At 70.1% G+C, this 26,821-nt stretch carries 15 protein-coding genes; 2 read left to right on the top strand and 13 right to left on the bottom strand.

Annotated elements, in window-relative coordinates; all coding sequences use genetic code 11:
• Positions 1-124: 124 nt before the first annotated feature.
• The 10 genes from AC1DP3_RS14700 to AC1DP3_RS14655 form a co-directional block, all read right to left on the bottom strand.
• Positions 125-835 (bottom strand): hypothetical protein, encoded by a 711-nt coding sequence (locus AC1DP3_RS14700; protein ID WP_477294525.1) that lies wholly within the window; start codon positions 833-835, stop codon positions 125-127.
• Positions 832-2,565, bottom strand: coding sequence for a DUF5684 domain-containing protein (locus AC1DP3_RS14695; RefSeq protein WP_477294523.1), 1,734 nt, complete (start codon positions 2,563-2,565; stop codon positions 832-834). The genes AC1DP3_RS14700 and AC1DP3_RS14695 overlap by 4 nt, the downstream gene beginning before the upstream one ends.
• Positions 2,562-5,108 carry a transglutaminase TgpA family protein gene (locus AC1DP3_RS14690; protein ID WP_477294521.1) on the bottom strand — a complete coding sequence of 849 codons (2,547 nt, stop codon included), beginning with the start codon at positions 5,106-5,108 and terminating at the stop codon, positions 2,562-2,564. Before AC1DP3_RS14690 ends, AC1DP3_RS14695 begins: the two co-directional genes overlap by 4 nt.
• Positions 5,105-6,472: a DUF58 domain-containing protein gene (locus AC1DP3_RS14685; protein ID WP_477294519.1), complete on the bottom strand. Its 1,368-nt coding sequence runs from the start codon at positions 6,470-6,472 to the stop codon at positions 5,105-5,107. Before AC1DP3_RS14685 ends, AC1DP3_RS14690 begins: the two co-directional genes overlap by 4 nt.
• Positions 6,469-7,434 (bottom strand): AAA family ATPase, encoded by a 966-nt coding sequence (locus AC1DP3_RS14680; RefSeq protein WP_477294517.1) that lies wholly within the window; start codon positions 7,432-7,434, stop codon positions 6,469-6,471. Before AC1DP3_RS14680 ends, AC1DP3_RS14685 begins: the two co-directional genes overlap by 4 nt.
• A 44-nt stretch (positions 7,435-7,478) precedes the next feature.
• Entirely contained in the window at positions 7,479-13,451 is a 5,973-nt protein-coding gene (locus AC1DP3_RS14675; RefSeq protein ID WP_477294515.1) for an Ig-like domain-containing protein, read from the bottom strand.
• Positions 13,452-14,585 (bottom strand): serine/threonine-protein kinase, encoded by a 1,134-nt coding sequence (locus AC1DP3_RS14670; protein WP_477294513.1) that lies wholly within the window; start codon positions 14,583-14,585, stop codon positions 13,452-13,454.
• Between the two features lie 98 nt (positions 14,586-14,683).
• Entirely contained in the window at positions 14,684-15,340 is a 657-nt protein-coding gene (locus AC1DP3_RS14665; protein ID WP_477294512.1) for a spermidine/putrescine ABC transporter substrate-binding protein, read from the bottom strand.
• Positions 15,341-15,498: 158 nt separating this feature from the next.
• Entirely contained in the window at positions 15,499-15,984 is a 486-nt protein-coding gene (locus AC1DP3_RS14660) for a hypothetical protein (protein ID WP_477294510.1), read from the bottom strand.
• Between the two features lie 39 nt (positions 15,985-16,023).
• Entirely contained in the window at positions 16,024-17,067 is a 1,044-nt protein-coding gene (locus AC1DP3_RS14655) for an ABC transporter (protein ID WP_477294508.1), read from the bottom strand.
• A 130-nt stretch (positions 17,068-17,197) separates the two neighbouring features.
• Here AC1DP3_RS14655 and AC1DP3_RS14650 point away from each other — a divergent pair, with 130 nt between their 5' ends.
• Positions 17,198-17,806 (top strand): hypothetical protein, encoded by a 609-nt coding sequence (locus AC1DP3_RS14650; protein ID WP_477294506.1) that lies wholly within the window; start codon positions 17,198-17,200, stop codon positions 17,804-17,806.
• 169 nt (positions 17,807-17,975) lie between these two features.
• Here AC1DP3_RS14650 and AC1DP3_RS14645 read toward each other — a convergent pair whose 3' ends face one another.
• The 3 genes from AC1DP3_RS14645 to rpoB form a co-directional block, all read right to left on the bottom strand.
• On the bottom strand, positions 17,976-18,590 hold the full coding sequence (locus AC1DP3_RS14645; protein ID WP_477294505.1) for a hypothetical protein: 615 nt from the start codon (positions 18,588-18,590) through the stop codon (positions 17,976-17,978).
• 124 nt (positions 18,591-18,714) lie between these two features.
• Entirely contained in the window at positions 18,715-22,602 is a 3,888-nt protein-coding gene (rpoC, locus tag AC1DP3_RS14640) for a DNA-directed RNA polymerase subunit beta' (RefSeq protein WP_477294503.1), read from the bottom strand.
• A 47-nt stretch (positions 22,603-22,649) separates the two neighbouring features.
• A complete protein-coding gene (gene rpoB / locus AC1DP3_RS14635; RefSeq protein WP_477294501.1) occupies positions 22,650-26,150 on the bottom strand; it encodes a DNA-directed RNA polymerase subunit beta in 3,501 nt (1,166 codons plus the stop codon).
• A gap of 336 nt (positions 26,151-26,486) precedes the next feature.
• Here rpoB and AC1DP3_RS14630 point away from each other — a divergent pair.
• On the top strand, positions 26,487-26,821 hold a 335-nt coding region (locus tag AC1DP3_RS14630; RefSeq protein ID WP_477294499.1), incomplete at its 3' end, for a DUF4062 domain-containing protein.

Here is a 26,821-nt window from a genome sequence, read left to right as displayed (position 1 = left end):
CTTCGCGACCCTCGTCGGCGCCGAGGCACGTTGGAGGGCGCGCGCGAACGCACACCCGATCAATGATACGGCACGGGCGGAGGGGTGGCAAACGAGCCGCGATGACGGGACCGCCGTGAATCCCCTAGCGGCCGATCAACGTCGTCAGCGCGAGCAGTCCGGCCACCAGCACCGTGACGAGGAAGCATCCCGCCATCACCGCGACGAGCGCCAGCTGACGGGCGCGACGTCGGCGATACAGGATCTCAGCGCGCGTATCGACCGGGGGCTGCGGCGGCCGCGAGGGCGGAGCAGACCGTGTGGAGATGACTGGCTCGGGGGCACGCGGCTTGTAGATCGGGGGCGTCTCGCCCGGGACCTGCGCAATCCGTCCGGTGGCCGCCGGGGAATCGCCGGCGCTGTCCACGGCGGGCGCGGGTGCGGCCGCGAGCTCCTCGCGAGCTGCGCGCCGGCGGGACTCGCGCCGCGCGACCACCGTGGAGCCGTCTTCCGGCTCGTCGGCGTCGACTCCCTCGGCGGCGGCGTCCTCGCCGGCGCGGCGGCGCGGCCCGGGACCGCCGTCCGAGTCCTGCGCGGGCTGGGTCTCGTCGCCCACACGCCCTCGGGAGATGGCAGTGGCGTCGTCCAGGTGGTCGAGGTCATCGGCGGGCTCTGCCGGCTCACCATGCTCGGCCGGCGAGCCCAGGGACTCCCGCTGATCGGCGCCCGGGCCTATCGGCTGAGCGGAGGCGGCTGCACGCGGGACGCGCGAAGTGGGGTCGCCCTCATCGGCCTGGCCACGGGGCACGCGGATGGTGTCGTCGGCGAGATCGTCCTCCCGCTCGGCACCGGTCACTCCTCGCTCCTGGTGAGCGACACCTCAGCATCGCCGAGCAGGAAGCGGTCGCCGGCCTCGGTCGCCTCGCCGGGGGTGGCCGCAACCTCGGTGCCCATGAGGGTCGCGAACAGCACGCCGTTCGTCGAGTCCAGGTCGGTGATGAACCAGCGCTCGTCGCGCAGCTCGAGGCGTGCGTGTGTCTTCGAGATCGTCCGGGTGTCGTCGTCGAGCGAGATGAGCTGCGCGTCGGGGAACTCGGGATCGCGGGCCGGCCGTCGCCCGAGGATCACCGTCTCGGAGGTCAGCGGAATCCGGGCGCGCGTGGGCGCCACCAGCACCCACGGCGTGCGCTTGCGACGGGCGACGATCGTCTGCTCGAGGTCGTCGTCCTCGTCGGGGATGTGCGGCCTCGTGTGCAGCGCCGACACGGAGGCCAGCGCCGACCGTGGGCCGCCGGCATCCGGAGCCCCGGCGATCGCCGAGACGGGGCCCGAGCTCTCGGGGAACGCCTCGCCCTCACCCGGCAGCGGGGAGTGCGAGGGCGCCCACGGCTCACGGGCGACCACGGGCTCGGATGCCGAGGGCACGCGTGTGACGGGAGGCAGTGCGGCGTCCGCCTCGGGCGCTTCGTCCACGCGCGCCCACGCCGGAGTCGCGGAGACCGGTGCAGGCGCACCGGTCACGGCGCCGGTCACCTCGCTGGTCACCGACCCCGGCACCGCATCGAGGCTCCACTCATCGTCTTCGTCGAGGTCGTCGTCGAACGGCTCGACCGGAGTCGACGACCGGCGGACGAAGCGCGGACCGTCATATTCGTCGAGTTGGGCGTCCTGCGCGTCCGGGCCCTGAGGCGCGGCCGGCGCAGGGTAGGGCGTATCGTCGGATTCCCCCTTGCCCCGCGCGGCAGCGGGAGCCKCCGCGGCAGCGGGCGCCCAGGCCGCGGGCGCCGCGGGCGCCGCGGGCGCAGGGTAGGACGTGTCGTCGGCATACCGATCGTCCGGCACGGCAGCAGGCGTCTCGGCAGTCAACGACGAGTCGGGGAAGGATGCCGTGGGCGCGGGCGTGGGCGTGTCCGCGGGCGCTGCGGCGCTCGCCGCCTCGCGGGATTCGCGTCCTGCGGGCACGGAGTCGACCGGCGCCGGAGGTGCGTCGTCGTGGTGGGGGCCGCGGGCCGCGCCGACCGCACCCGGCACCGCGGCGAGCGACTGCGGGGGCGCGGGAGGCGGTGTCCATCCCGTCTGGGGGGCGGGCCGCTCGCCCGTCTGAGAAGCACGGCCGTACGCGGGGGGCGGAGCGTATGCCGCAGCCGGGGGCGCCGCCTCTGAGCCGTGCTCTGCGGCGCCGGCCATCGTCGAACGCACAGGCCCGCGGTGCTCCCCGACCTCGCGTCCGACCCAGCGCTCGGGTCCGAAGCCCACGATGCTCGCCCACACCGGGAAGAGGAAGAACGCGAGCACCGTCATCCCGCCGCCGTAGCCGAACGACACGTTGATGCGCTGCACGGCCACGAGGAGTGCGATCCAGCCGGCGATCGGGAAGATGAACAGCAGCACGAGCCATCCCGACAGCCCGGCGAGACGGAAGAGGACCACGATGTTGAGGATCGGGACCCAGCCCTTCCACGCCGGCTCCCCGCTCTTGCGGAAGACGGCGCCGAGCGAGATCGCGGTCCAGATGTAGATGAGGAGCGCTGCCAGCAGCGACGTCGTGGCGATCGCCACGGTGTTCCACAGCTCGAGGTTGGTCATAGCGATGTGTGCGCCTGCTGAGCGATGCGGCGCTTCTCCCTTTCGGCTGTACGCTCCCGACGCCCTGTCGAGGGGGCCAGGTATCGGACGAACGATCTCAACGATACGGTCGCGCGGAGGCGATGCCACGCGCCACCCTCGCGCGCGAGCACCCGGCGCTCGGATTCGACGATCCGCCAGAACTCGTCCGCTTCGTCTGCGGTCATCGTCATGCGCGAGAAGACCGCACGGTCGGCCGCCTCGGCGAGCACCGCTCCCGAGGCCGTGGCGTACTCCGATGCCAGCTCACCCCGGGTGAAGGCGTGCGGAGCGCCGCGTCCGGCGTCGACCGCGGCATCCACATACTCGTCCCAGCCGCCCGCGATGCGCGACGCAGGGGCACCGTGCCTCCTGCGCCCGCGACGCCGGATCGCCTTGGCCAGGATGACCGTGAGGAACGGGCCGAAGATCAGGACGAAGACGGCCACCGCGATGCCCGTGATCCGCAGCGCCGGTCCGAGCCAGGCGAGGTCGACACCGTCCGCGGGGGGTTCGGAGTCGTCGGCTCCCGAGTCCTCCTGCACGGGGTCGGGAGGCAGGACCTCCTCGACGGAGTCGGGTCGGACCTCCGTGACGTTCTCGGGGTCGCGCTGCTCGGTCACCTCGAGGCTCGGGGAGTTCTCGTGCTGCGGGGTCACATCGACCGGCACCCACCGGCCGGCCTCGTCCTGCACCTCGGTCCAGGCGGCGAGGTCCTGTGCGCGGCACAGTCCGTTCTCGCATGCCGGCAGCCCCGGTTCGGCCGACGTGAGCCGCGCCCCCATGACCACGCGCGACGGGAACCCGAGTTCTCGCGCGATCAAGGCGACGGCGACGGCGAACTGCTCGTCGTCGCCGACGGCTGCGACATAGTTTCCGGATGCCGCGGCCCGGGGGTCCGTCTCACGATCGAGCAGACGCGTGAACAGCGCCCCCACCCGGGCGAGGGAGTGCCCCGAGGCGCTCGGCTGCAGCCGGTAGCCGGGCATCTCGTCGACCCAGGCGCTCGCGGTGGTCTCGAGCGAGAGGCCGTGGCTGAGGTAGCCGCGCTCTCGAAGGAGCGCCACGAGTCCCTCGAGGGCCGCACCCCCCGAGCCGGTGCGGTGCCGCTCGACCCACGTCGTCAGGCTGTCGGGCGCTTCGACGGCGGAGCGTGCGCCACCGGGCGCTTCGATCTCGGCGAGTGCCGGCAGCCGGGGCTCGACCGCCTCCACCTCGTACGAATCCCCCGTGGCGAGTCCGCCGTCTGCCGTCTGCACTCCGGCTTCGGCCTCGGCGCTGTAGTAGAAGCCGTCCGCGAGACCGGCGGCACGCTCGCCGGCGAAGCGGGCCGAGACGAGTCGCCCGGCTGTCGGCATCCAGATCCCGTCCAGCGCATCGATGGAGATGCGCGCCCGCACCCGCTCGCCGTCACCGGCGTCGAGCGAGGCGGGCACTCGCACGAACTGCGCCTGCTCGGCGGAATCCCCGCCGCCGGCGCGGAAGACCTCGCCGTCATAGCTGTCGAGCGTCGCCAGCCGGATCCGCGACGGCGCTCCAGCCTCCGGCGACACCGCGAAGAGCACCTCTGCGGCGCGATCCTCCGCGAACAGCGAACGGTAGCCCGACAGCGGGCTCGCTTCAGCAGCGAGCTCGATGTCGGGTCCGATCGCCGAGCGGAGCACGGTCCGGTCCGCCCCGCGAGCGGCGAACGGCACGACGGCGGTGACGAGCACGACCGCGCTGACGAGCATCGCCGCGCCGAGCGCCGCGCGGCGACGGTCGGCCCCGGAGGTGCGACGCGAGATGCGGACTCCGCTGGAGGCGGCGGCGCGCTGGAGCGCCCGCATGCGCTCGTCCCTGGTCCGCCATGCCAGCCACAGCAGGGTGACGACGAGTGCGGCGATGCCGATCGCCGTCTCGACCGGCGCGAACAGCGTCAGCGAGCCCAGCGCGATCGGCCTGCTGGTGGAGGTGCTGCCGAAGAGGAGGCCGAACGACACCATCGCGAGGCCGATCGGGGCGGCGGCGAGCGCCGCGCGATCCGCGCGCCACGAGAGCACCAGGGTGACGCAGGTGCCCACCAGGAAGACCACGAGCGCCGGCACCAGCAGATTGCGGTACGTCCCCACCGGAAGATCGACGGTGAGAAGGTCCTTCCATCCGAAGAGTGCGCCGGTCGCCAGGTCGGAGAAGCCGCCCAGCAGCTCGGCGAATCCTCCCAGTCTCGACGGAACGGCCAGCGGGATGCCGACGAGCAGGAAGGCGACCGCGAGGGCGGCGGCCGTCATCCATCCTCCCCATCCGCGCAGCGTCACGAGGACCGCGATGCCCGCGGCGGCGACCGTGGAGACGCCGACGAGGAGCGGGAACGAGCCCTCACGATAGACCGGCCACGCAGCGATCGCCGCGATCGCGACGATAGCTGCGGTGAACAGCGTGCCGGTGACGATCCTGCGGGTCTCCGCCGTGCGCCGGCGACGCTCGGCCTCGTCGCGGCCGCCGGCGAGGTCGACCCCGCTCATGTCGTCGCTCCGCGCACTCATGTCGTCGCTCCGCGCAGCAGCAGGCCTGAGAGGTCATCGAGGGTGCCCACCGTCATCACCGTGAGTCCGGCGAGCGGCTGCATCCGCGGATGCGCACGCTCGTCGCAGATGACAGCGAGGACGGCCGTGTCGACGGGGAAGCCGAGCGCAGCCTGCCGCAGGCGGGTGAGCGAGACGCGGGAACCCGTGACGATGACGGCGATCGAGAGTCGGTCGTTCGCCTCGGCGGCGAGGCGGCACACATCCTCGACCGGCATCGTGTTCTCGAGCCTGTCGATGCCGCTGAACCCGTCGAGGAGCACCCGCGGCGAGACGGCCGGGATGTGCTGCACCGAGCGCAGCCGCCCTCTGACGACGCGCGGCACCTCGGAGCCGACCACGATGTCGAGATCGCGGGCATCGCGCACCGCGCGGAGGCCGACGGAGGCGGCGCAGCTCACCGCCAGCTCGAACTCATCGGCGTCGGCGTACTCGTGCTCGGCGATGGCGAGGACAACCGCCATGCGCGAGCGCCGGGACTCCTCGTACTGGCGGACCATCAGCTGGCCGGTCTTGGCCGTGGACTTCCAGTGGATCTGCCGCTGGGAGTCGCCGGGCGCGTACTCGCGGATGGCGTGGAACGACATGTCCGAGTCGACGAGTCGCCTCGTGGGGTTTCCCTCGAGGTCGCGGATGAGTCCGGCGCTCGTGGAGGGGACCGTCGCGGTCCGCGGGTGGACGTACACCTCGTGCGCGTCCTCGAAGGCGTGCTCACGGCGCAGGAGGCCGATCGGGTCGCTGCGGACGGTCGTGGCGGGACCGACGGTGATGATGCCCCGGGGGAGGTTCGGGATGTCGACGGGCTGCGCGATCGTGTGCGCGGGTCGCAGCAGCGGAACCCCGAATTCGACGAGCCCCTCCCCCACGGGGATGTCGATCCGGCCCGGGAGAGCGGTCCGCCGACCGTGGTTGCGCACGACGATCTCGCCCGAGATGCCGTCGCCGGCGACGACGCGCTCGTGAGCGAGGGTCAGGTCGACGTCGTACGATCGTGCGCCGAAGAGGAACGGCACGGCCATGATCAGCAGCAGCGCCGCGATCGAGCCCGCCACCATCCACTCGACCCATCCGAAGGCGATGCCGAGCACGAGTCCCGCCGAGGCGGCCACCGCCACGAGCACGCCCGCCGGCCGGACGGTGCGGGACGCCCAGTCGGCCGCGGTCCGGATCCCCGCCCCGAGCGCGCGCCACGTCACCGTCGCCCACACGGCCAGTCGCACGAGGGTGCGGCCGCGTGTGAGCGGCGCGACGGTGCGCGTCGACTCGCCGACACCGGAGCCGGTGGCGGCGGCAGAACGCGTCAGGCGGGACTCGGTCAGGCTCATACGGCCTCGCGGCGGGATGGGGGTGCGACGTCGAGCAGCACCTGGCCGACGACGGCCTCCTGGGTCACGCCGTCGAACTCGGCTTCGGGATGCAGGATGAGCCGGTGCGATAGCGTCGAGACCGTGAGCGCCTTCACGTCGTCCGGGGTCGCGTAGGTGCGGCCCTGCGAAGCGGCGCGGGTGCGGGCGGCGCGGGTGAGTGCGAGCGCGCCCCGGATGCTGACCCCCAGGCGGACTTCGTCGGCGGAGCGCGTGGAATCCACGAGTCGCGCGATGTAGTCGAGCACCAGCGCGTCCACGTACACGTCGCGGGCGAGATCGGCCATGCCGACGAGGGCCTGCGGAGTGATGATCGGGGACAGCTCCTCGGTCGCCGAGGCTGCCCCGTCGAGGATCCGCACCGTCGAGGCGTGGTCGGGATAGCCGAGGGACGCGCGCATCATGAACCGGTCGAGCTGCGCCTCGGGCAGCCGGTAGGTGCCCGCCTGCTCCACCGGGTTCTGCGTGGCGAGCACCAGGAAGGGGACTCCGACCGGACGCGTGACGCCGTCGATCGTCACTCGCCCCTCCTCCATGACCTCCAGGAGGGCGGACTGCGTCTTCGGGCTCGCGCGGTTGATCTCGTCCGCCAGCACGATGTTGGCGAAGACCGGGCCCGCGTGGAACTCGAACCGGCCCTCCTTCTGGTCGTAGACGGTGATCCCCGTGATGTCGCCCGGGAGCAGGTCGGGCGTGAACTGGATGCGCGTGTTCGTGCCCTGCACCGACTGCGCGAGCGCCCGCGCGAGCGACGTCTTGCCGGTTCCCGGGACATCCTCCAGCAGCACGTGGCCGTCGCTCAGCATCGCCGTGAGCACCAGTTCGACGACGTGGCGCTTGCCGAGGATCGCGCGCTCGACGTTGTCGGCGATCTGCGCGAAGGTCTGAGCGAACCAGGTCGCCTGCTCCTGAGTCAGGGTCATCTGCGGTGTCCTTCGAGGAGGGGTCTCGTGCGGGATCGGAGCGATCACGGGGTGGGCGTGGGGGTGGGGGTGGGCTGCGGATCGGGAGGATCGTTGGGCTGGCACTGCGCGCTCATGGTGCGGGTGGCGTTCGAGAGGCCCCACCCCTGCGCGCTCCAGCCTGCGGTCACGCCGATGCCGTCGACACGGACCGCGCCGCGCGGCACCTCCCAGGTGCCGGCGGTGTGCGCCAGCACCTTGTTGTTCTTGTCGTAGTAGACGAGGTCGGCGTTGGAGAAGCTGACGGTCGCCGTCCCCTGGGCCGTGTTCGAGGACGACCAGCGCGCCGTCAGTGTGCCGCCGCCGCTGCAGGACTCCACCCACCAGGTGGCCTGCAGCTGATAGGGCGCACTGCCCGCCGCCGGCACCACGGTCGACGGTGGCGTCGAGGTCCCCCACAAGTCGTGCACATACCGGACCTGGATCGCCGGGTCGCGGTCGAACACGCCCGTCGGCCAGCCCGAGAACTCGACGTGGTTGCGGTTCGGGACGCGCTCGGTCGACACGGGCTGCGAGCGGATGACCCACTCGGCGCGGCCGTCCGTGACGTCGGGCTGTCCGTCGACGGTGAAGGTCCACCCCTTCGGCGCCTTGCCGCTCTGCACCGCCCGCACGCTCTGGGACGTCGTCGCCCGCCCAAAGGACGACCCGTCGTACCACGAGTCCACGCACAGCGTGAAGCGGTACTCCTCGCCGTCCGGGAGCCCCGGGAACGTGGCGCTGGCGCCGTCCGCGGTCGTGGTGCACGCCTCGCCGTCCCGCACGATTCCATAGCGCAGGGCCGAGCCGTCGCCGTTGAGCACGGCTGCTCCGCGCGCGGTGACCGTCGAGGTGCCGTCTCCCAGGGCCTCTGCGCTGAGCGTGAGCACCGGATCACGGGGCGCGCCGATGCCGTTGGCCGAGACGGTCACCGCGTTGCCCGCCTGGGTGCCGCCGAGACCCGCGGGCAGCTCGAAGCGCGAGAACGGCACGACGGTGACGGGAGTGCCGGCGTTCGAGCCGACGCGATAGGACGGGAGGTCGATCTGCTGCTGTCCGGGCCGCACCGGAATCCGCGCCGTCTCACCGCCGGGACTGGTGACCTCGACGGCCCCGGTCTGCGCCGGGTCGATCCCGGCGATCGAGAGGGCGACGATGCCGCCTTCGCCGTTCGGCGTCACGACCGGACGCGCCGTCACCGCTGCCGGCGCTGTCGGGGCGTTGTAGGCCCAGGCGTCGGTCCGGACGCTGGCGCGCGACTCGCCCACCGCGTTCACGGCGACGGCTTCATAGGTGCGACGCTCGCCGTTCGGCGCCGAGATCGGGGGGCAGGTTCCGTCCGCCGAGCACCGCCCGGCCTCGACGCCACCGGAGCGGACGATGAACCCCGTGATCCCGGGGTAGGCGAGGCGCGCCTCACCGGGGTCGACGCGCAGCGTGAGGGTGCCGTCGGCGTAACCGGTCTGAGCGATGCTCGCGGGCGCGCGGGGGAACCCCTGCAGGTCGAGCAGAAGCCTCCCGTCGCGATCGGCGTTCGTGCGGCGCCCCTGGGCGTCCTGCACGGAGAAGGATGCCGTGCACGTCGCGCCGACAGCATCCGGAGTCCACGAGGCGACGACGGACGATGCCGACGCGCGCTGGAAGCTCACGCCGGCGCATGCCCCTGTGGGCCGGACCTCGATGACCTCCAGAGGCGTGCGGGGCAGCGGATTGACCTCACCCGGTCCGCCTACGACGGTGATCGCGCACGACGACCCGGCCGCCTGGGAGCACTGCTGTGTCACCGACGCACCCTGCGGCAGAGTCGAGGGCGCCGCCCCCACCCGAAGGATGAGCCGCGCCGATGCCACGGCCGGATGGCTCGTCACCGAGACGATCGCGACCTCCTCGGCGCCGGGCACCGCGGTGTCCGCGCCGGTGACCCTGACCGTGGAGCCCTCCTGAGAGACGGTGAAGGCAGCGCCGGCGTGCTCCACCGCGTACTCGATGCCGTCCCAGTCCTCCCGCAGCTGCCACGTGGTCATCTGGGTCAGATCGAACGTCGCGGTCTCGCCGGGGCCGACCGTGAGCGACGCGGGATGCAGCTCGGGCTGCGGGTCGACCGGGATGACGGTGATCGGCACCGAGAGGTAGGTCCAGTCATCCTGGCCTTGCAGACGGACCGGCACCTGGCACGCGTCGACCCACGGGGCGCCGGCGCCGGCGTCATACCGAATGGTCGTGCCCCCTTCGATGACGCATCCGGCCTCGGCCCGTGCACCGGAGACGCGCAGGTCCTCGCCCACCTCGAGGCGGGTCGAAGGGGGCCGTGCCACGAGGGTCGCCATATCGAAGGACACCGAGGACAGCTCCGCAGCCTCCGGAGTCTGGGCGCCACTGCGGAGCGCCAGCGAGACGTCGTCATCACCGGGCACGCGGAGGAAGGCGTAGCTCGTCACCGTGCCGGACGGCCCCTCGCCGGTCACGGCGAAGGGGATCAGGCGGGTCTTCGGGGGAAGCTTTCCGCGCAGCTCGGTGCCGGAGACGGACACTCCCTCCGGATCTCCCCAGAGGGACACGGCGAGGTCGTCCACCTCTCCGGCAGACCAGGTCGCCTTGCCGGCGATGACGTCGACGCCCTCCGCGAAGTCGTCGCGATTCTCGACGGTGAGCACGGTGTCCGCCACGACCGGATAGTCGGGCACGCTCTCGCGCACGACCTGCACCACGATGCGTCCGCGACCGGTGTTGCCCGAACTGGACACGACGTCGTAGAGGAACGACATGGTGGTGGGCTGGGTGCCCGCCTCGATCAGGACGGTGGTGTCTGTCTGGGAGGCGATGAGCCCGGCGGTCCGCGTGAATTCGGGATTCTCGCTGCCGTCCGCGAACGCGCGTGGGAGGTCGGGACGGACCTCCTGCAGAGCCAGCTCCCCCATCGTGGGGTCGAGGTCGTTCGAGAGCGGACTCACCCGGATCGTGCGGTCGGCGCCGGCCTGCACCTGGACGTAGTCGGTGAACGTGATCGGACTCGGGTTGGACTCGCCGTCGAGCACTCCGACGCGGACCGTTCCCTCCCCCGTCGCACCCAGCTCGTCCACGACGCGATAGCGGAACGAGACCTGACCTCGGTGACCCGGCACGCTGGAGTAGAGGATCGACGAGCCGTCGGCTGAGATCGTCGCCGCCCCGCTGTCGGGCTGGGTCAGGATCCGGTCGAGCGTCACGACGTCGCCGTCGGGGTCCATGCCGAACCCGTCGAACTGGATGAGCGCCGACGCGCCGCTGAGCACGCGCCCCTCGAGGGTCTCGGGCAGAGGAGCGCGGTTGGCATCGGCGGACAGCACCTGGATGCGCACGTCCGCGGTGTCGGCCAGCGCCGGGGAGCCGCTCGTGTAGACGGAGTACCGGATGCCGTATTCCCCCGGCTCCTCGGGGGCGAGGTAGCGCAGCAGGTCTCCCGAGGCGAAGGCGAGAGCGTCGGCACTGGATGAGGCCACGGACGACGGGTCGAGCGTCGGGCGGCCACCGGCCGGCGCGAAGTCGTTGTCGAGCACCGGGATGTCGATCTGCGATCCCGCGCGCACCACGATCGTGTCGTCCACCGCGATCGGGGCGAGTTCGGGGGCCGGAGGCAGCAAGTAGACCGTCGCCTCTCCCTGAACGCTCGCGCCGCGGTCCTCGGTGCCGTCGCTCACGGTGTATGCCACGGTCCCCAGGCGCCCGGCCGCCCCCGAAGCGGTCGTGCCCGACACTCGCAGGTTGTTCTGCCCCACCGTGTCGACGGAGAGGGATGTGCCTACGTCGGCGTTGACGACGACATTGCTGAGGAGGAGCACCCGGCGGGTCGGATTCGAAACCGCCGCGAACACGTCGAGGGTCGCGTCCTGCTGGGGATGCACGAAGGCGACGACGGGTGCCGTGGCGAGCTCCGGCGGCGCGTCCGCGGGGAGGATCGTGATGCGGACGGTGCCATCGGCATCGCTGAGTCCGTCCGTCACCGTGAATCCGACGCGGAAAGCACCCGGGCTCTGCGCCGAGAAGTCGAAGCCGGTCGTTCCCCCGACGACGGTCGCCGTCGCCGCGGCGCCGTCGAGCACGCGGACCGACTCGAGGGCCAGTGCGCCGGCCGTGCCCGTGACGTGCGGTGCCACGTCGACGGTGAGCCCCGCGTCGACGGTGTCGACCACGGCGAACGGCTGGACGTACAGCTTCGGCTCCGGCGAGACGCGCACCAGCAGCGGCTTGGTGGTCGTGACCCCGCGTGTGTCTGAGACGGTGACGGCGAGCTCGATCAGCTCTTCGGCGCCGCTGCCGTCGTCGGCGTGCTGGAACACGACCTCACCGCTCGGTGTCGCGGCGACGCTGCCGCGTCCGGAGGGGTTCTCGACAGACAGCAGCAGCAGCGGGTCGCCTTCCGGGTCGACCCACCCGGGCAGGACGGGAACGGTCACCGTCCCCCCGGGCGCGACTTCGGGTTCGGGCCAGGGGACGAGGCATCCGTCGACCCCGCACCATGCCGGAGCAGACTCGAGGTCGTCGGGCGCGACCTGGATCGTGACCGTCGTCGGGGCGGAGAGGAGCCCCGCGGCGGCGGTGCCGTCGGTGACGGCGTACGTGAACGTGGCGGCGCCTGCCGCATCAGGTGCGAGGCGTACGGCGAGGCGCTGCCCGTCGTCCGTGATCGACGTCGTGCCGAACCCGGGGTCCAGGCCCGTCACCGAGGTGGGGTCGATCGAGAGCACGTCCTCGTTCGGGTCGTGGTCGTTGAGGAGCACGGGGAGTGTGACGAGGCTGTCTGCCCGCACGCCGAACGCGTCGGGCTCGGCGATGGGCGGCTTCGGATCGATCATGATCGTGAGCTGTTCGTCACTGGGCTCGGCATCCGGGTTCGTGCGATCGTCGAGCGACCAGTCCTGGCTGGAGGGGACGAGCTTCGCGTCCGGCACCGTCCACACCCAGCCGCTGCGGGTCTCGTTGAGGATGACGGCCGCCTCGGTCGCCACGAACTGCGGGCGCCGCTCGTCGCCGAGGGCCCGGCCGCCGTAGTCCAGGGGCTTCGGTCCGCCTTTCGCGCTCCACAGCACCCCCTCCGCGTCGCCCTGAGGCAGCCAGGCCGCGAAGACGGTTCCCTCGTGCACGATCGGGCGCGCGGGGGTTCCGATGACGGTGGATCCGGTGCCGAACTCGTTCTTCACCGCCCCGTCGTCGAGGCTGACGCTGATGAGCCCCGTCTCGGTCGCGAGGTAGGCCGCGTCGCCGGTGGGGTCGGGGGCGCCGACGACCACGCCGCCCGTCGCGTCGACGGCGGTCGCCGCATCCCCTCCGCGCAGCCAGACGTCGCCGTCCTCGGAGTCGACGACGGCCCAGTCGTCGCCGCCCGCCGTGATGACGGGCGCTGCCAGACCGTCCGCCTCGAGCGGGTCGCGACCGCGCACCTCGGACGCCGCGACGTCGTAGCGCAGCACAGAGGAGTCCTCGCGGGAATAGCTGAACAGGATGCCTCGCTCGTCGACCGCGATGGCATCGGCGGTGTACTGAGGGGCATCGTCGGACTCCGACGGGAAGGGGTCGATCTGCGTCGCCTCACCCGTCGAGAGCCGCCCGACGAAGACCGCTCCCGAGTCGGTCCGGTAGGCCGCGAAGTCGCCCGCCGTCGTCACATCCGTCGTCCCCGGGGGCGTCGACGGCGAGGCGCGCAGCGTCTCCTCATCGAGGTCCACGGGCGTCGCCGCGTCGATGCGGGTGAGCTTGCTGTAGCTGTCCGAGAACACGAACGCGTCGTCGGCGGTCTGTGCCACCTCGCTCGGGTTCGCGATGCTGCGCACGGTGTCGAGCTCGCCCACGGCCGTGTTGACGCGCGCGTATCGGCGGCCATCCCCCGTCTGCAGCGCCCAGACCGCGGAGTCGACTTCCGGGGTCTCCTGGGCATCGAGCCCGGGCCATACCGCGCTGGCGGTGATGACGAGGGCAGCGGAGGCGAGTGCGGCGGCGACGCCGACGATCGTGCGTCGACGCATTCAGAGCACTCCGGCGTAGACGATCGCGCCGCCCACGGCGATGAGGGCGGTCACGACGGCGATACCGGCGATGATCCAGGGCAGCATCCTCCGCCGAGCGCGGTCGGGCACCGAGATGTCGGTGTCCTCGTCTCTGGCGAGCGCCGAGACCCCGGCACCCGCCCGCGTCTTGCGGCGCTCGTCGTGCGCGACGTGACTGCGCGCCGCGCCCCGCATGGCCGAATCGGCGAAGTCGACGGATGCCGCAGCCGCACTCCACTCTTCGACCGGGACCTCGAGCACGGTGGGCGAGATGCCGAGCTCCGCCTGGACGGCCCGCAGCGCCTCGGCGAACTCCCGCGCGGACGCGAAGCGGCGGGCGGGATCCCGGGTCATGGCGCGGGCGAGGGCGTCCTGCAGCGACGCGGGGACGTCAGGGCGCGGGATCGGCGTATAGGTCGCCCGCGCGATGCGGCGGCGCAGCTGCTCCTTGGTGTTCTGCCCGCGCTCGCGCCGCTCGAACGGGCTGTGACCGGCGAGCAGCGAGTAGATGGTCGCTCCGAGGCTCCAGACCTCACTCGCGATCGTGCCGGATGTCTGCTCGGCGACCACCTCGGGCGCGCTCCACGGGATCGACATCGCAAGCACCTCGTCGGCGGTCTCCCGCGTGAGCGACGAGGAGATGCCGAAGTCAGCGAGCACGGGCGCGCCGAAGGTCGTCACGAGGATGTTGCTCGGCTTCACGTCGCGGTGCACGAGCCCCGCCCGGTGCGCCGACTCCAGCGCGCTCGCCATCCGCACGCCGATCTCGAGCACTTCGGGCACGGGCACCCGCTCGCGGCGGTAGCGCAGCGCGAGGCCGCCGGGGCAGAACTCCATGACGATGTAGGGCCGGCCGTCGGCCGAGATGCCGGCCTGGTACACGGTGACGATCGAGGGGTGCGCCGAGAGGTGCGCCAGAACGTCGGCCTCGGCATTGAACATGCGACGCAGCTCGGGGTCGCGCACATCGCTCGGCAGGACCTTGACGGCGACATCCCGGCGGGGCATGTCCTGCTCGTAGAGGAACACGTCGGCGAATCCGCCGGATCCCAGAGGACGGATATACGTCAGCCCGGGAAGGATCGGAGGCGCTGATGGCAGGCGAGTGGCCACGAGGTTCCTCTCCTGCATCCGGCGACGCGGCGGCGGCGCCCACCGCGCATCGCAAACCCGGCCATGCTAACAAATGCGCCTGGACCCCGCCTCGGGCATCAGGACGGGGGCGGCTCGTTCGGATCGAACGGAGCGTCCAGGGAGCGCGTCAGCTCATCCAGCAGCGCCTCGATCTGCGGCTCGACGTACTGGCCGACCGCACTCTGGATGCGCAGCCGGTGGTGCAGCAGGATCGTGCACACCTCTCGCCCCACCATGTTGGCGTAGTCGTCGGCGAGGCCGACCTCCTGGCGGAGGGCAGCCTTCGCCTCGTCGCTGAGCGGAGGCAGGGCCGGGATGCCGGCATCCGCCTCCTCCGCGAGTCCGGCGATGGTGAAGAGGAAGGGCGCGCCGGGCACCGGGTCGGGGTCGAGCGGCAGACCTTCGAACTCGGGCTCGAGGTCATCGCCGGGACGATAGGTGCGGGCGCGGTTTCTCGCGGCCTGCTGTTCGAGCTCGGCCTGCAGCATCGGGAGGTTGCGGGTCGTGTACTCGGCGACCGAATGGTCGACGATCGCCTTGACGCGCGTCGAGAGGCCGTGCTGAACCCCGTGGGGGACGTCTCCTCCGAGACCTGCCGCCGAGAGCACCGGAGAACCGAAGCAGCGACGGCACGGAGCGACGCGCCCGCGGTGCGTCGACGGCTCCCAGCGGGGCAGCCACTTCAGCCAGGCATCCACTGCCTGGCTGACCTGGGTCTCGAGCGACCGCTCCACGCCTCAACGGTAGCCGGTGCGCAGCCCAGAATGCCCGGTCGACGCGTTTTCCCTTCGATCGAGTGCAGCGAAGCCGCGTATCGAGATCCTTGGATCGAGTGCAGCGAAGCCGCGAATCGAGATCCTTGGATCGAGTGCAGCGAAGCCGCGAATCGAGATTACTCGTCGAACGGATCCTCCCAGGGCCATCGGGGCCTGCTCGCACGCGTGCGGGTGAGCGCGATCCCGGCCCACGCGCAGACGAAGGCAGCCACGGCGATGGCGATCTCGAACCACGACAACAGGACCGCCCCTGCGGCGCTCGCCGCCGCCCCGAGTGCGGCGTCGGCCAGCAGCGCCCCGAACCAGACTCCTGCCGGGTAGGCGAGGGCCGTGGCGAACATCGTCACGACGGCGCCCGAGAGCGCGGGATGCTGTCGCCACAGCGCGATCCAGAGGCTCAGCGCGAAGGCGCCCGTCGCGGCGATGGTGCCCGTGATGCCCGGCACCTGGCCGAGGCCGCGGACGGCGATGACGTCCTCATCCACCACCAGGCTCGTCATCCCGAGTCCGAAGATCAGGAGCGCGACGAAACCGGCTGTCGCGAACGCGAGCGCGACCACCGGCCGGACGGAACCGGACCCCTGGCCATCGTCGGAGCTCACCCTTCGACGATACGTCGACGGCGAGCCCGTGAGGCCGGCTCAGTGACGGTAGAGCTGAGGACCAGCCTCGAGCGTCCGCTCGTATTCGCGCATCGCCTCGGTGTTCAGCTCCGTCACACGCTTGCCGCGGGCCGCGGCCCACGCGCCGAACCAGATCGTCAGCTCGCGCCCGATGATGAACGCGACGACGGCCAGCGGTGCGAACATGCTGTCCCGGATCAGCTCGACGCCCTCGGTGGGGGTGAGCATCCAGAAGGGCTCCTGGAACAGCAGCCCCAGGATGTAGCCGAACCAGCTCACGACGCCGACGAAGACGCCGAAGATGACCCAGTGACCCCATCGACCGCGATTGATGATCGCGCCGAGCAGCCAGAAGCCGATGAAGAACAGGACCGTCGGCACCCAGAAGATCCACGACATCACTGCGGTCGTGATCGCCTCGACGATGCCGTCGCCCTCGATCTCGCCGTTCAGCAGTCCGATGCCGAGCCACGCGCCCAGATAGAGGACGGCGAAGCTCAGAGCCGCGAGGAGTCCGATGGCGCCGGCAGCGGCGCGGTTGCCCCGCGCGCGCGGCGCCTCGGGCGCCTGGACGAAGATCGGCTGAGGAGCGACTGTCTGGGCGGGGGCGGCCGGCTCGACCGGGGCGACCGGTTCGCTCGGGCCCACGGCGTACGCGTCGGAGGCATACGCATCCGATCCGGGCGTCTCGTACGCCTTCGCGGCGACGGCGCTCTCGGGCGCGTGATGTGCGTCGATGTCGTCGGACGCCGCGCGGTAAGCCGCCATGTAGGCCGCGGCATCCGTGATCTCGTCATCGGTGCGCTCGGGTGCGGCAGCCTCCGCGGCCGGTTCGGGCGTCACGGCAGCGGGCTCGTCGACCCGCGCGGGCTCGTCGACCGGGGCTGCCTGCTCGGCGGGTGGCGCCTCGGGCGCGGGCTCGTCAACGGATGCCGGCTGGCCGACGGCGTCACGGCCCGCAGCCTCGGCCTCGGCCAGGCTCTCGTCCGCTCGCACCACGACATCGTCGACCGGCTGCGGCTCTTCGACGGGATCGCCGTAGGACGACTTCGAGTCACTCATCGGATGCCACTTCCTCACGCAGGGCACTCCCCCGCAGAGCGAGGGTAACGCGGGAACCGTGCATGCCCCGGGAGCCATGCCGCGGCGATTCGCCTCCGGCGGCGCACACCGCCCCGACTAAGGTGACGCCATGGCCCGCCTTCGTCCCGGTCGTCGCGCATTCCTCGGCGCCGCGGCATCCCTCGTCCTCGTCGCGGCGCTGACCGCGTGCGCGCCTGAGCCGGGAGAGGCCGGCGGCAGCACTCCGTCAGCGGGGGTCTCGCCGAGCACAAGCGGGACCGCCACTCCCACGGCGACTCCGAGCGCATCCGCGACCGCAATGGCAGAGATCCCCGACGACTGCCGCGAGATGCTGTCGGAGAATGTGCTGGTGCAGCTCGAGGGCATCCCCTTGAACGACCCGGCGTTCGGCCCGTCCGGAGCGCAGCCGGACGGCAGCCTGATCTGCATCTGGGGCGACCCTGCGGCTGACACGACGGGGATGCGCACCGAGATCAGCAGCGTGGCGCGCGGCCCGGCGCTGGACATGCTGAACGAGCTCGCCACCACCCAGGGATTCACCTGCTACACGCCCGACAAGGGCACACGGTGCGAGAAGACGTGGCCGAACGAGACGTATCCGGTCACGGATGGCCGGACGCTCTTCTGGCGCGACGACATCCTCATCGACACGCAGTACTCGAACCTCGCCCCGACCGGCTACACCGCCAGCATCGTCAACCACATCTGGGCTGACTGACCGCCGCAGGCACTCGGTCACCCCAGATCGGTTGTCGGGGAGGCGAGGAACGAGCCGTATCGAGACAGGAGTGACTGACCGCCGCAGGCACTCGGTCACCCCAGATCGGTTGTCGGGGAGGCGAGGAACGCCCCGTATCGAGACAGGAGTGACTGACCGCCGGAGGGCATCAGCTCCAGATGAACGCGGCGAGGCGCGCTCCGTACTGCTCCGGATGCCACGTCGTCTCGACGCTGGTCAGCCACAGTCCATCGCGCACGGTCTGCTCCTCGACGACTCCGTCGCCGTTTCGCCGGCACGTCACGCCCGAGCCGAAGGGCCGGCACGAGAAACCCTGGCCGCGCAGGGAGAGGTCGGCGATGGTCGCCGCGTCGGGTGAGACCACCGACAGGCTGGAGACGATGGTGCCCGCCGCCGCCCGCCACGTGCAGGTGACCGCCACCGCCGGCTGGAGGGCGTCCACCAGGGCCGTCACCGTGGTGGCGGGAGACGCATGGGACTGGCCGAGCAGCACCTGCGGGGTCCAGGCGAGCTCGCCCCACAGGGGCGCCGGATAGAGGTCTCGGCAGTCGATCGGGGCCGTGCCGTCGAGCGCGGCCTGCGCGACGGGCTGTGCGGCCGCGGCCGCCGGCGCCGACGTCGCCGCGCGGAGGGTATCTCCGACGAAGCGGACCGTGCCCGGCACCGCGGGTGCCGCCAGCCAGGCGAGCGTGCCGACGACAGCCACGCAGAGCAGCCCTGCGGGCCACGCCAGCCACAGGTTGCGACCGCCGATGCGCGCCATACCGGCCCCTCTCCCCCCTCAACGGTAAGCCGCGTCGGGCAGTGCGCCCGACCGGCGCGCGCAGAGGGAACGGCGAAGGCCCCGGCGGATGCCGGGGCCTTCGTCGTTCAGTTCAGCTGCGGGGTCAGTTGTAGTCGCCCGAGAAGCCGTCCGTCGAGAAGCTGTCGAAGTCGACGTAGCTCAGGTCGGCGTCGCTGTAGGCGCCGTCCGAGGCGAAGATGCGGTTGGGGTACCGCTCGCTCTTGGCCTCTTCCGTCGCCTCGACCGCGACGTTGCGATACTTCGCAAGTCCGGTTCCGGCGGGGATGAGCTTTCCGATGATGACGTTCTCCTTGAGGCCGACGAGCGGGTCGCTCTTGCCCTCCATGGCCGCCTGCGTGAGGACGCGGGTGGTCTCCTGGAACGATGCGGCCGACAGCCACGACTCCGTCGCAAGCGACGCCTTCGTGATACCCATCAGCTCCGGACGACCCGACGCGGGGCGCTTGCCCTCGGCCACGGCCTCGCGGTTGATGTTCTGGTACTTCTTGAAGTCCACCAGCTCACCCGGCAGCAGGTTCGTGTCGGCGTGGTCGACGACCGTGACCTTGCGGAGCATCTGGCGCACGATGACCTCGATGTGCTTGTCGTGGATCGGCACACCCTGCGAGCGGTACACGCCCTGGACGCCGTTCACGAGGTACCTCTGCACCTCGCGGGCACCCTGCACACGCATGACCTCCTTGGGGTCGAGCGTGCCCACCAGGATCGGCTGGCCGACCGTGACGTGCTGGCCGTCCTCGACGAGGAGGGTGGCGCGCTTGAGCACCGGGTAGACGTGCGGCTCGTCGCCGTTGTCGGGCGTGAGGATGACCTTCTTGGCCCGATCGGTCTCGTCGATCGTGATGCGACCGTCCGACTCGGCGATCGGCGACGCGCCCTTCGGAGTGCGAGCCTCGAAGAGCTCCTGCACGCGGGGAAGACCCTGCGTGATGTCGTCGGCCGAGGCCGAACCACCCGTGTGGAAGGTGCGCATCGTCAGCTGCGTGCCGGGCTCGCCGATCGACTGGGCGGCGATGATGCCGACCGCTTCGCCGATGTCGACGAGCTTGCCGGTCGCGAGCGAGCGGCCGTAGCACTGCGCGCAGACACCGACAGCCGAGTCGCACGTGAGGACCGAGCGCACCTTGATGGTCTCGACACCCGCCGCGACGAGCTTGTCGATCAGGATGTCGCCCACGTCGTCGCCGGCGTCCGCGAGCACCTCGCCCTTGGCGTCGACGACAGCCGACGCGAGGGTCCGGGCGAACACCGAGTTCTCGACGTTGGCGTCCTTGACGAGCGTGTTCTCGGCACCCAGCGCCGCGATCGGAAGCTCGAGGCCCTTCGTCGTGCCGCAGTCGTCCTCACGGATGATGACGTCCTGCGACACGTCGACGAGACGACGCGTCAGGTAGCCCGAGTCGGCCGTACGGAGGGCCGTGTCGGCCAGACCCTTTCGGGCACCGTGCGTCGCGATGAAGTACTCCGCCACCGACAGACCCTCGCGGTACGAGGAGATGATCGGACGGGGGATGATCTCACCCTTGGGGTTGTTGACCAGGCCTCGCATACCGGCGATGTTCCGGATCTGCAGCCAGTTTCCACGAGCACCCGACGACACCATGCGGTTGATGGTGTTGTCTTCCGGGAAGTTGTCGCGCATGGCCTTCTGCACGGCATCCGTCGCCTCGGTCCAGATCTTGATGAGCTCCTGACGACGCTCGGCGTCGGTGGTGAGACCCTTCTCGAACTGGCCCTGGACCTTCGCGGCCTGCTTCTCGTAGCCCGCGACGATCTCCGCCTTGTTGGGCGGGGTCAGGATGTCGGACAGCGCGACCGTGACGCCCGAACGCGTGGCCCAGTAGAAGCCGGCGTCCTTGATCCGGTCGAGCGATGCTGCGACCTCGACCTTGGGGTACTCCTCGGCCAGCTTGTTGACGATCTGCGACAGCTTGCCCTTGTCTGCCTGCTCGCGGACGAACGGGTATCCCTTCGGGAGGGTGTCGTTGAAGATCGCCTGACCCAGCGAGGCCTCGACGAGGCCGTTGCGCTCGTATGTCGCGATGCTCTCGGGCGTCTCGCCCTCGGACTCGAGGAACGTGAGACCGGGGATGCGGATGCGGACCTTGGCCTGCAGGTCGAGGGTGCCCTCGTCCTTCGCCAGGATCGCCTCGCCGACCGAGCCGAACGCGCGGCCCTCGCCCTTGGCGCCGACCTTGACCGTGGTCAGGTGGTGCAGGCCGATGATCATGTCCTGCGAAGGCAGGGTGACCGGGCGGCCGTCAGAGGGCTTGAGGATGTTGTTCGACGCGAGCATCAGGATGCGGGCCTCGGCCTGCGCCTCGACCGACAGAGGCAGGTGGACAGCCATCTGGTCGCCGTCGAAGTCCGCGTTGAACGCGGCGCAGACGAGCGGGTGCAGCTGGATGGCCTTGCCCTCGACGAGCTGAGGCTCGAAGGCCTGGATGCCGAGACGGTGAAGCGTGGGCGCACGGTTGAGCAGCACGGGACGCTCGCGGATGATCTCCTCGAGCACGTCCCAGACCTCGGGACGCGTGCGCTCGACGGCGCGCTTTGCGGCCTTGATGTTCTGCGAGTGACCGAGGTCGATCAGGCGCTTGATGACGAACGGCTTGAACAGCTCGAGCGCCATCTGCTTGGGCAGACCGCACTGGTGCAGCTTGAGCTGCGGGCCGACGATGATGACCGAACGGCCCGAGTAGTCCACGCGCTTGCCGAGCAGGTTCTGGCGGAACCGGCCCTGCTTGCCCTTGAGCATGTCGGACAGCGACTTCAGCGCACGGTTGCCCGTGCCGGTGACGGGACGACCGCGGCGGCCGTTGTCGAACAGCGCGTCGACGGCCTCCTGCAGCATCCGCTTCTCGTTGTTGACGATGATCTCGGGGGCACCGAGGTCGATCAGGCGACGGAGGCGGTTGTTGCGGTTGATCACGCGACGGTAGAGGTCGTTCAGGTCGGAGGTCGCGAAGCGGCCACCGTCCAGCTGCACCATCGGGCGAAGCTCCGGCGGGATCACCGGGACGACGTCCAGGACCATGGATGCCGGGCTCATGCCGGTCTGCAGGAACGAGTTGACGACCTTCAGCCGCTTGATCGCACGGATCTTGCGCTGGCCCTTGCCCTCGGAGATCTGCAGGTGGAGGCTCTCGGACTCGACCGCCAGGTCGAAGGCCTGGAGGCGGCGCTGGATCGACTCCGCACCCATGTAGGCCTCGAAGTACTGGCCGAAGCGGTCCTGCAGCTCGTGGAAGATCTCGTCTTCGCCCTTGAGCGCGCCGACCTCGAGGTTGCGGAATTCCTCCCACACCCGCTCGAGCTTGGCGATGGAGTCATCCGCGTTCTTGCGGATGGCTGCCATGTCCTTCTCGGCGGAGTCCTTGACCTTCTTCTTCTGGTCGGCCTTGGCGCCCTCTTCCTCGAGCGCCGCGAGCTCTTCCTCCAGCTTGGCGAGACGCGTCGCGATGCGCGAGTCCCGACGGTCCGCGAGCGTCTTCAGCTCGAGGCGGAGGTTGCTCTCGTGGGTCGGGAGGTCGCGGTGACGAGCATCGTCGTCGACCGAGATCACCATGTAGGCGGCGAAGTAGATGACCTTCTCGAGGTCCTTCGGCGCCATGTCGAGCAGGTACCCGAGGCGCGACGGGACGCCCTTGAAGTACCAGATGTGGGTGACGGGCGCGGCGAGCTCGATGTGGCCCATGCGCTCACGACGGACGGAGGACTTGGTGACCTCCACGCCGCAGCGCTCGCAGACGATGCCCTTGAACCGGACGCGCTTGTACTTGCCGCACGCGCACTCCCAGTCACGCGACGGCCCGAAGATCTGCTCTCCGAAGAGGCCGTCCTTCTCGGGCTTGAGCGTGCGGTAGTTGATGGTTTCGGGCTTCTTGACCTCACCGAACGACCAACGACGKATGTCGTCGGCGGTGGCCAGGCCGATGCGAAGCTGATCGAAAGTTGTTGATTCGAGCACTAGTTCTCAGTTCTCCTGTATCGGAATTCTGTCGTTGCCTGGCCGGATCAGATCTCGTCGATCGACGAGGACTCGAAACGGCTGGAGATGTTGATGCCGAGCTCTTCTGCAGCGCGGAAGGCGTCGTCGTCGGTGTCGCGGAGGTTGACCGCCGTGCCGTCGGCCGAGAGGACCTCGACGTTCAGGCAGAGCGACTGCATCTCCTTCATGAGCACCTTGAAGGATTCGGGGATGCCGGGCTCCTGGATGTTCTCGCCCTTGACGATCGCCTCGTAGACCTTGACGCGGCCGAGGATGTCGTCGGACTTGATCGTGAGGAGCTCCTGGAGCGCGTACGCGGCGCCGTAGGCCTCGAGGGCCCACACCTCCATCTCACCGAAGCGCTGTCCGCCGAACTGCGCCTTACCACCGAGCGGCTGCTGGGTGATCATCGAGTACGGACCCGTCGAGCGTGCGTGGATCTTGTCGTCGACGAGGTGGTGCAGCTTCAGGATGTACATGTAGCCGACCGAGACGGGTGCCGGGAACGGCTCGCCGGAGCGGCCGTCGAAGAGCAGCGTCTTGCCTGTCGAGTCGATGAGACGGTCGCCGTCGCGGGTGACGTTCGTCGAGTCCAGCAGACCCGCGATCTCCTCCTCGAACGCACCGTCGAACACCGGGGTGGCGACCTTGGTGCCGGGCGCGGCCTGGCGAGCCTGCTCGGGCAGCTTCGCCGCCCACTGCGGGGTGCCTTCGACGTTCCAGCCCTGCTTGGCGATCCAGCCGAGGTGAAGCTCGAGCACCTGCCCGAAGTTCATTCGACCCGGGATGCCGAGCGGGTTGAGGATGACGTCGACCGGCGTGCCGTCCGCGAGGAAGGGCATGTCCTCGACGGGGAGGATCTTCGCGATGACGCCCTTGTTGCCGTGGCGGCCGGCGAGCTTGTCGCCCTCGGTGATCTTGCGCTTCTGGGCGATGTAGACCACGACGCGGCGGTTGACGCCCGAGCCGAGCTCGTCGTCGCCGTCCTCGGCGTTGAACTCCTTGACGGCGATGATCGTGCCCTGCTCACCGTGGGGGACCTTCAGCGACGTGTCGCGCACCTCGCGGCTCTTCTCGTTGAAGATCGCGCGGAGCAGGCGCTCCTCGGCCGACAGCTCGGTCTCGCCCTTGGGCGTGACCTTGCCGACCAGGATGTCGCCCGGACGAACCTCGGCGCCGATGCGGATGATGCCGCGCTCGTCGAGGTCCTTCAGCAGGTCGGGGCTCACGTTGGGCAGGTCGCGGGTGATCTCCTCCTTGCCGAGCTTCGTGTCGCGGGCGTCCACCTCGTACTCCTCGATGTGGATCGAGGAGAGGGTGTCGTCCTTCACGAGGTTCTGGCTGAGGATGATCGCGTCCTCGAAGTTGTGACCCTCCCACGTCATGAACGCCACGAGGAGGTTCTTGCCGAGCGCGAGCTCGCCGTTCTCCGTCGCGGGTCCGTCGGCGATGACCTCGCCGGCCTCGACACGGTCGCCCGCCGAGACGATGACGCGCTGGTTGTACGACGTGCCCTGGTTGGAGCGGTCGAACTTGCGCAGGAAGTAGTCCTGGGTGCCGCCCTCATCGAGCTGCACGGTGACGACGTCGGCCGACACCTCGAGGACGACGCCCGCGCGCTCGGCGGTGACGACGTCACCCGCGTCGATCGCGGCGTAGCCCTCCATGCCCGTGCCGACGACCGGGGACTCCGAGCGCAGCAGGGGCACGGCCTGACGCTGCATGTTCGCACCCATGAGGGCGCGGTTCGCATCGTCGTGCTCGAGGAACGGGATGAGCGAGGTCGCAACCGAGACCATCTGGCGCGGCGAGACGTCCATGTAGCCGATCTCCTCCGCGTGGAAGAGGTCGACCTCGCCACCCTGGCCACGGCGGGCTAGGACGCGATCGTTGACGAAGCGGCCGTCGGGGTGCAGCTCGACGCCGGCCTGGGCGACGATGTAGTCGCTCTCCTCGGAAGCGGTGAGGTAGTCGATCTGCTCGGAGACCTTGCCGTCGACGACCTTGCGGTACGGCGTCTCGATGAAGCCGAACGCGTTGATCCGCGCGAACGACGCCAGCGAGCCGATCAGGCCGATGTTCGGGCCTTCCGGGGTCTCGATGGGGCACATGCGGCCGTAGTGCGAGGGGTGGACGTCACGGACCTCGACGCCTGCGCGCTCACGCGACAGACCGCCGGGGCCGAGGGCCGAGAGGCGGCGCTTGTGGGTCAGGCCCGCGAGCGGGTTGTTCTGATCCATGAACTGCGACAGCTGGGACGTTCCGAAGAACTCCTTGATCGCCGCGACGACCGGACGCACGTTGATCAGCGTCTGAGGCGTGATGGCCTCGATGTCCTGCGTCGTCATGCGCTCGCGGACGACGCGCTCCATGCGCGACAGACCCGTGCGGACCTGGTTCTGGATGAGCTCGCCGACGGCGCGGATGCGACGGTTGCCGAAGTTGTCGATGTCATCGACGTCCAGGCGGATCTCGGTCGTCTCGCCGTTGCGGATGCCCTCGAAGACCGTGTCGCCGCGGTGCAGGCGAACCAGGTACTTGATGGTGGCCACGATGTCGTCGACGGTGAGGACCGAGTCGGACAGGGGCTTGTCGAGGCCCAGCTTGTGGTTGATCTTGTACCGGCCGACCTTCGCGAGGTCATAGCGCTTCGGGTTGAAGTAGAAGTTGTCCAGGAGCGCGCGCGCGGCCTCGGCAGCGACCTGCTCGCCCGGACGGAGCTTGCGGTAGATGTCGCGGAGCGCATCTTCCTTCGTGAGGATCGTGTCCTTGGACAGCGTCTCCTCGATCGACTCGTAGCCGGCGAACTCGTTGAGGATGTCTTCGCTGGTGAGGCCGAGGGCCTTCAGGAAGACGGTGACCGACTGCTTGCGCTTGCGGTCGATGCGGACGCCGACCTGGTCGCGCTTGTCGATCTCGAACTCGAGCCATGCGCCGCGGCTGGGGATGATGCGCGACGAGACGATGTCCTTGTCGGAGGTCTTGTCGGGCGTGCGGTCGAAGTAGACACCGGGCGAACGGACGAGCTGCGACACGACGACGCGCTCGGTGCCGTTGATGATGAACGTGCCCTTGCCGGTCTGGAGCGGGAAGTCGCCCATGAAGACCGTCTGGGTCTTGATCTCACCGGTCTGGTGGTTCATGAACTCGGCCTCGACGTAGAGCGGGGCCGCGTACGTCTTGCCGCGCTCCTTGCACTCCTCGATGGAGTACTTCTCGGGCTCGAGGTACGGGTTCGTGAACGACAGCTGCATCGTCTCGCTGAGGTCCTCGATCGGCGAGATCTCTTCGAAGATCTCCTCGAGGCCGCTCGTCTCGGGGACGTCGGTGCGGCCGACCGCGACAGCGTCGGCGACGCGCTCCTTCCACGCCTCGTTGCCGACGAGCCAGTCGAACGACTCGGTCTGCAGCGCGAGGAGGTCGGGGACCTCCAGCGTGTCGGAGATCTTGGCGAACGATACGCGGGATGCTCCGCGGCCGTTCTTGAGGTTGGTGGTGGGGTTGGATGCGTTGTGCGCAGCAGCCAAGGGGATTACCTCCGTGGGCCCGGCGGGGCCTGTTTCCTTGTCGTCAGGTGGAGTGCTCGATCATTTCCCCGAATCCCGCGCGCCGCTCTCCGCTAGGCGACGCAAGGCAGCGAAGCGGGGGCACGCAAGACAGCCGACCACCATATGAGGGCAGGGGGTATCCAAGAGCGCAACTACCAACTATATGTCTTTCGACGCGCCGTGTCCAGCCGGATTCTTGACGATGTTCGGATGCTGCGGTATAAACCTGCGATTCCGGCGACGGATGGCCGGCATCCGGCGGATTTTCAAGGCATACGCATGACAGGCAGGGGCTGAGCGCGCGATGATGTGCACATGACTGGGGCTCACCGGCCCGTGATCCGCACGCCCGATCAGCGGATCCGGGTCTTCGTCAGCTCGACCCTGCGCGAGCTCGCCGACGAACGACGCGCAGCGCGTGCCGCGATCGAACGCATGCGCCTGGCCCCCGTCATGTTCGAACTCGGCGCCCGCCCCCACCCACCCCGCGACCTCTACCGCTCCTACCTCGAGCAGAGCGACATCTTCATCGGCATCTACTGGGAGAGCTACGGCTGGGTCGCCCCCGACGAGCAGATCTCCGGCCTCCAGGACGAATACGACCTCGCCCCCGCCACGATGCCGAAACTCATCTACATCAAGGCATCCGA

This window comes from Microbacterium sp. P5_B6 (assembly GCF_056400345.1).
This window is presented reverse-complemented; position numbering and strand designations above follow the sequence as displayed.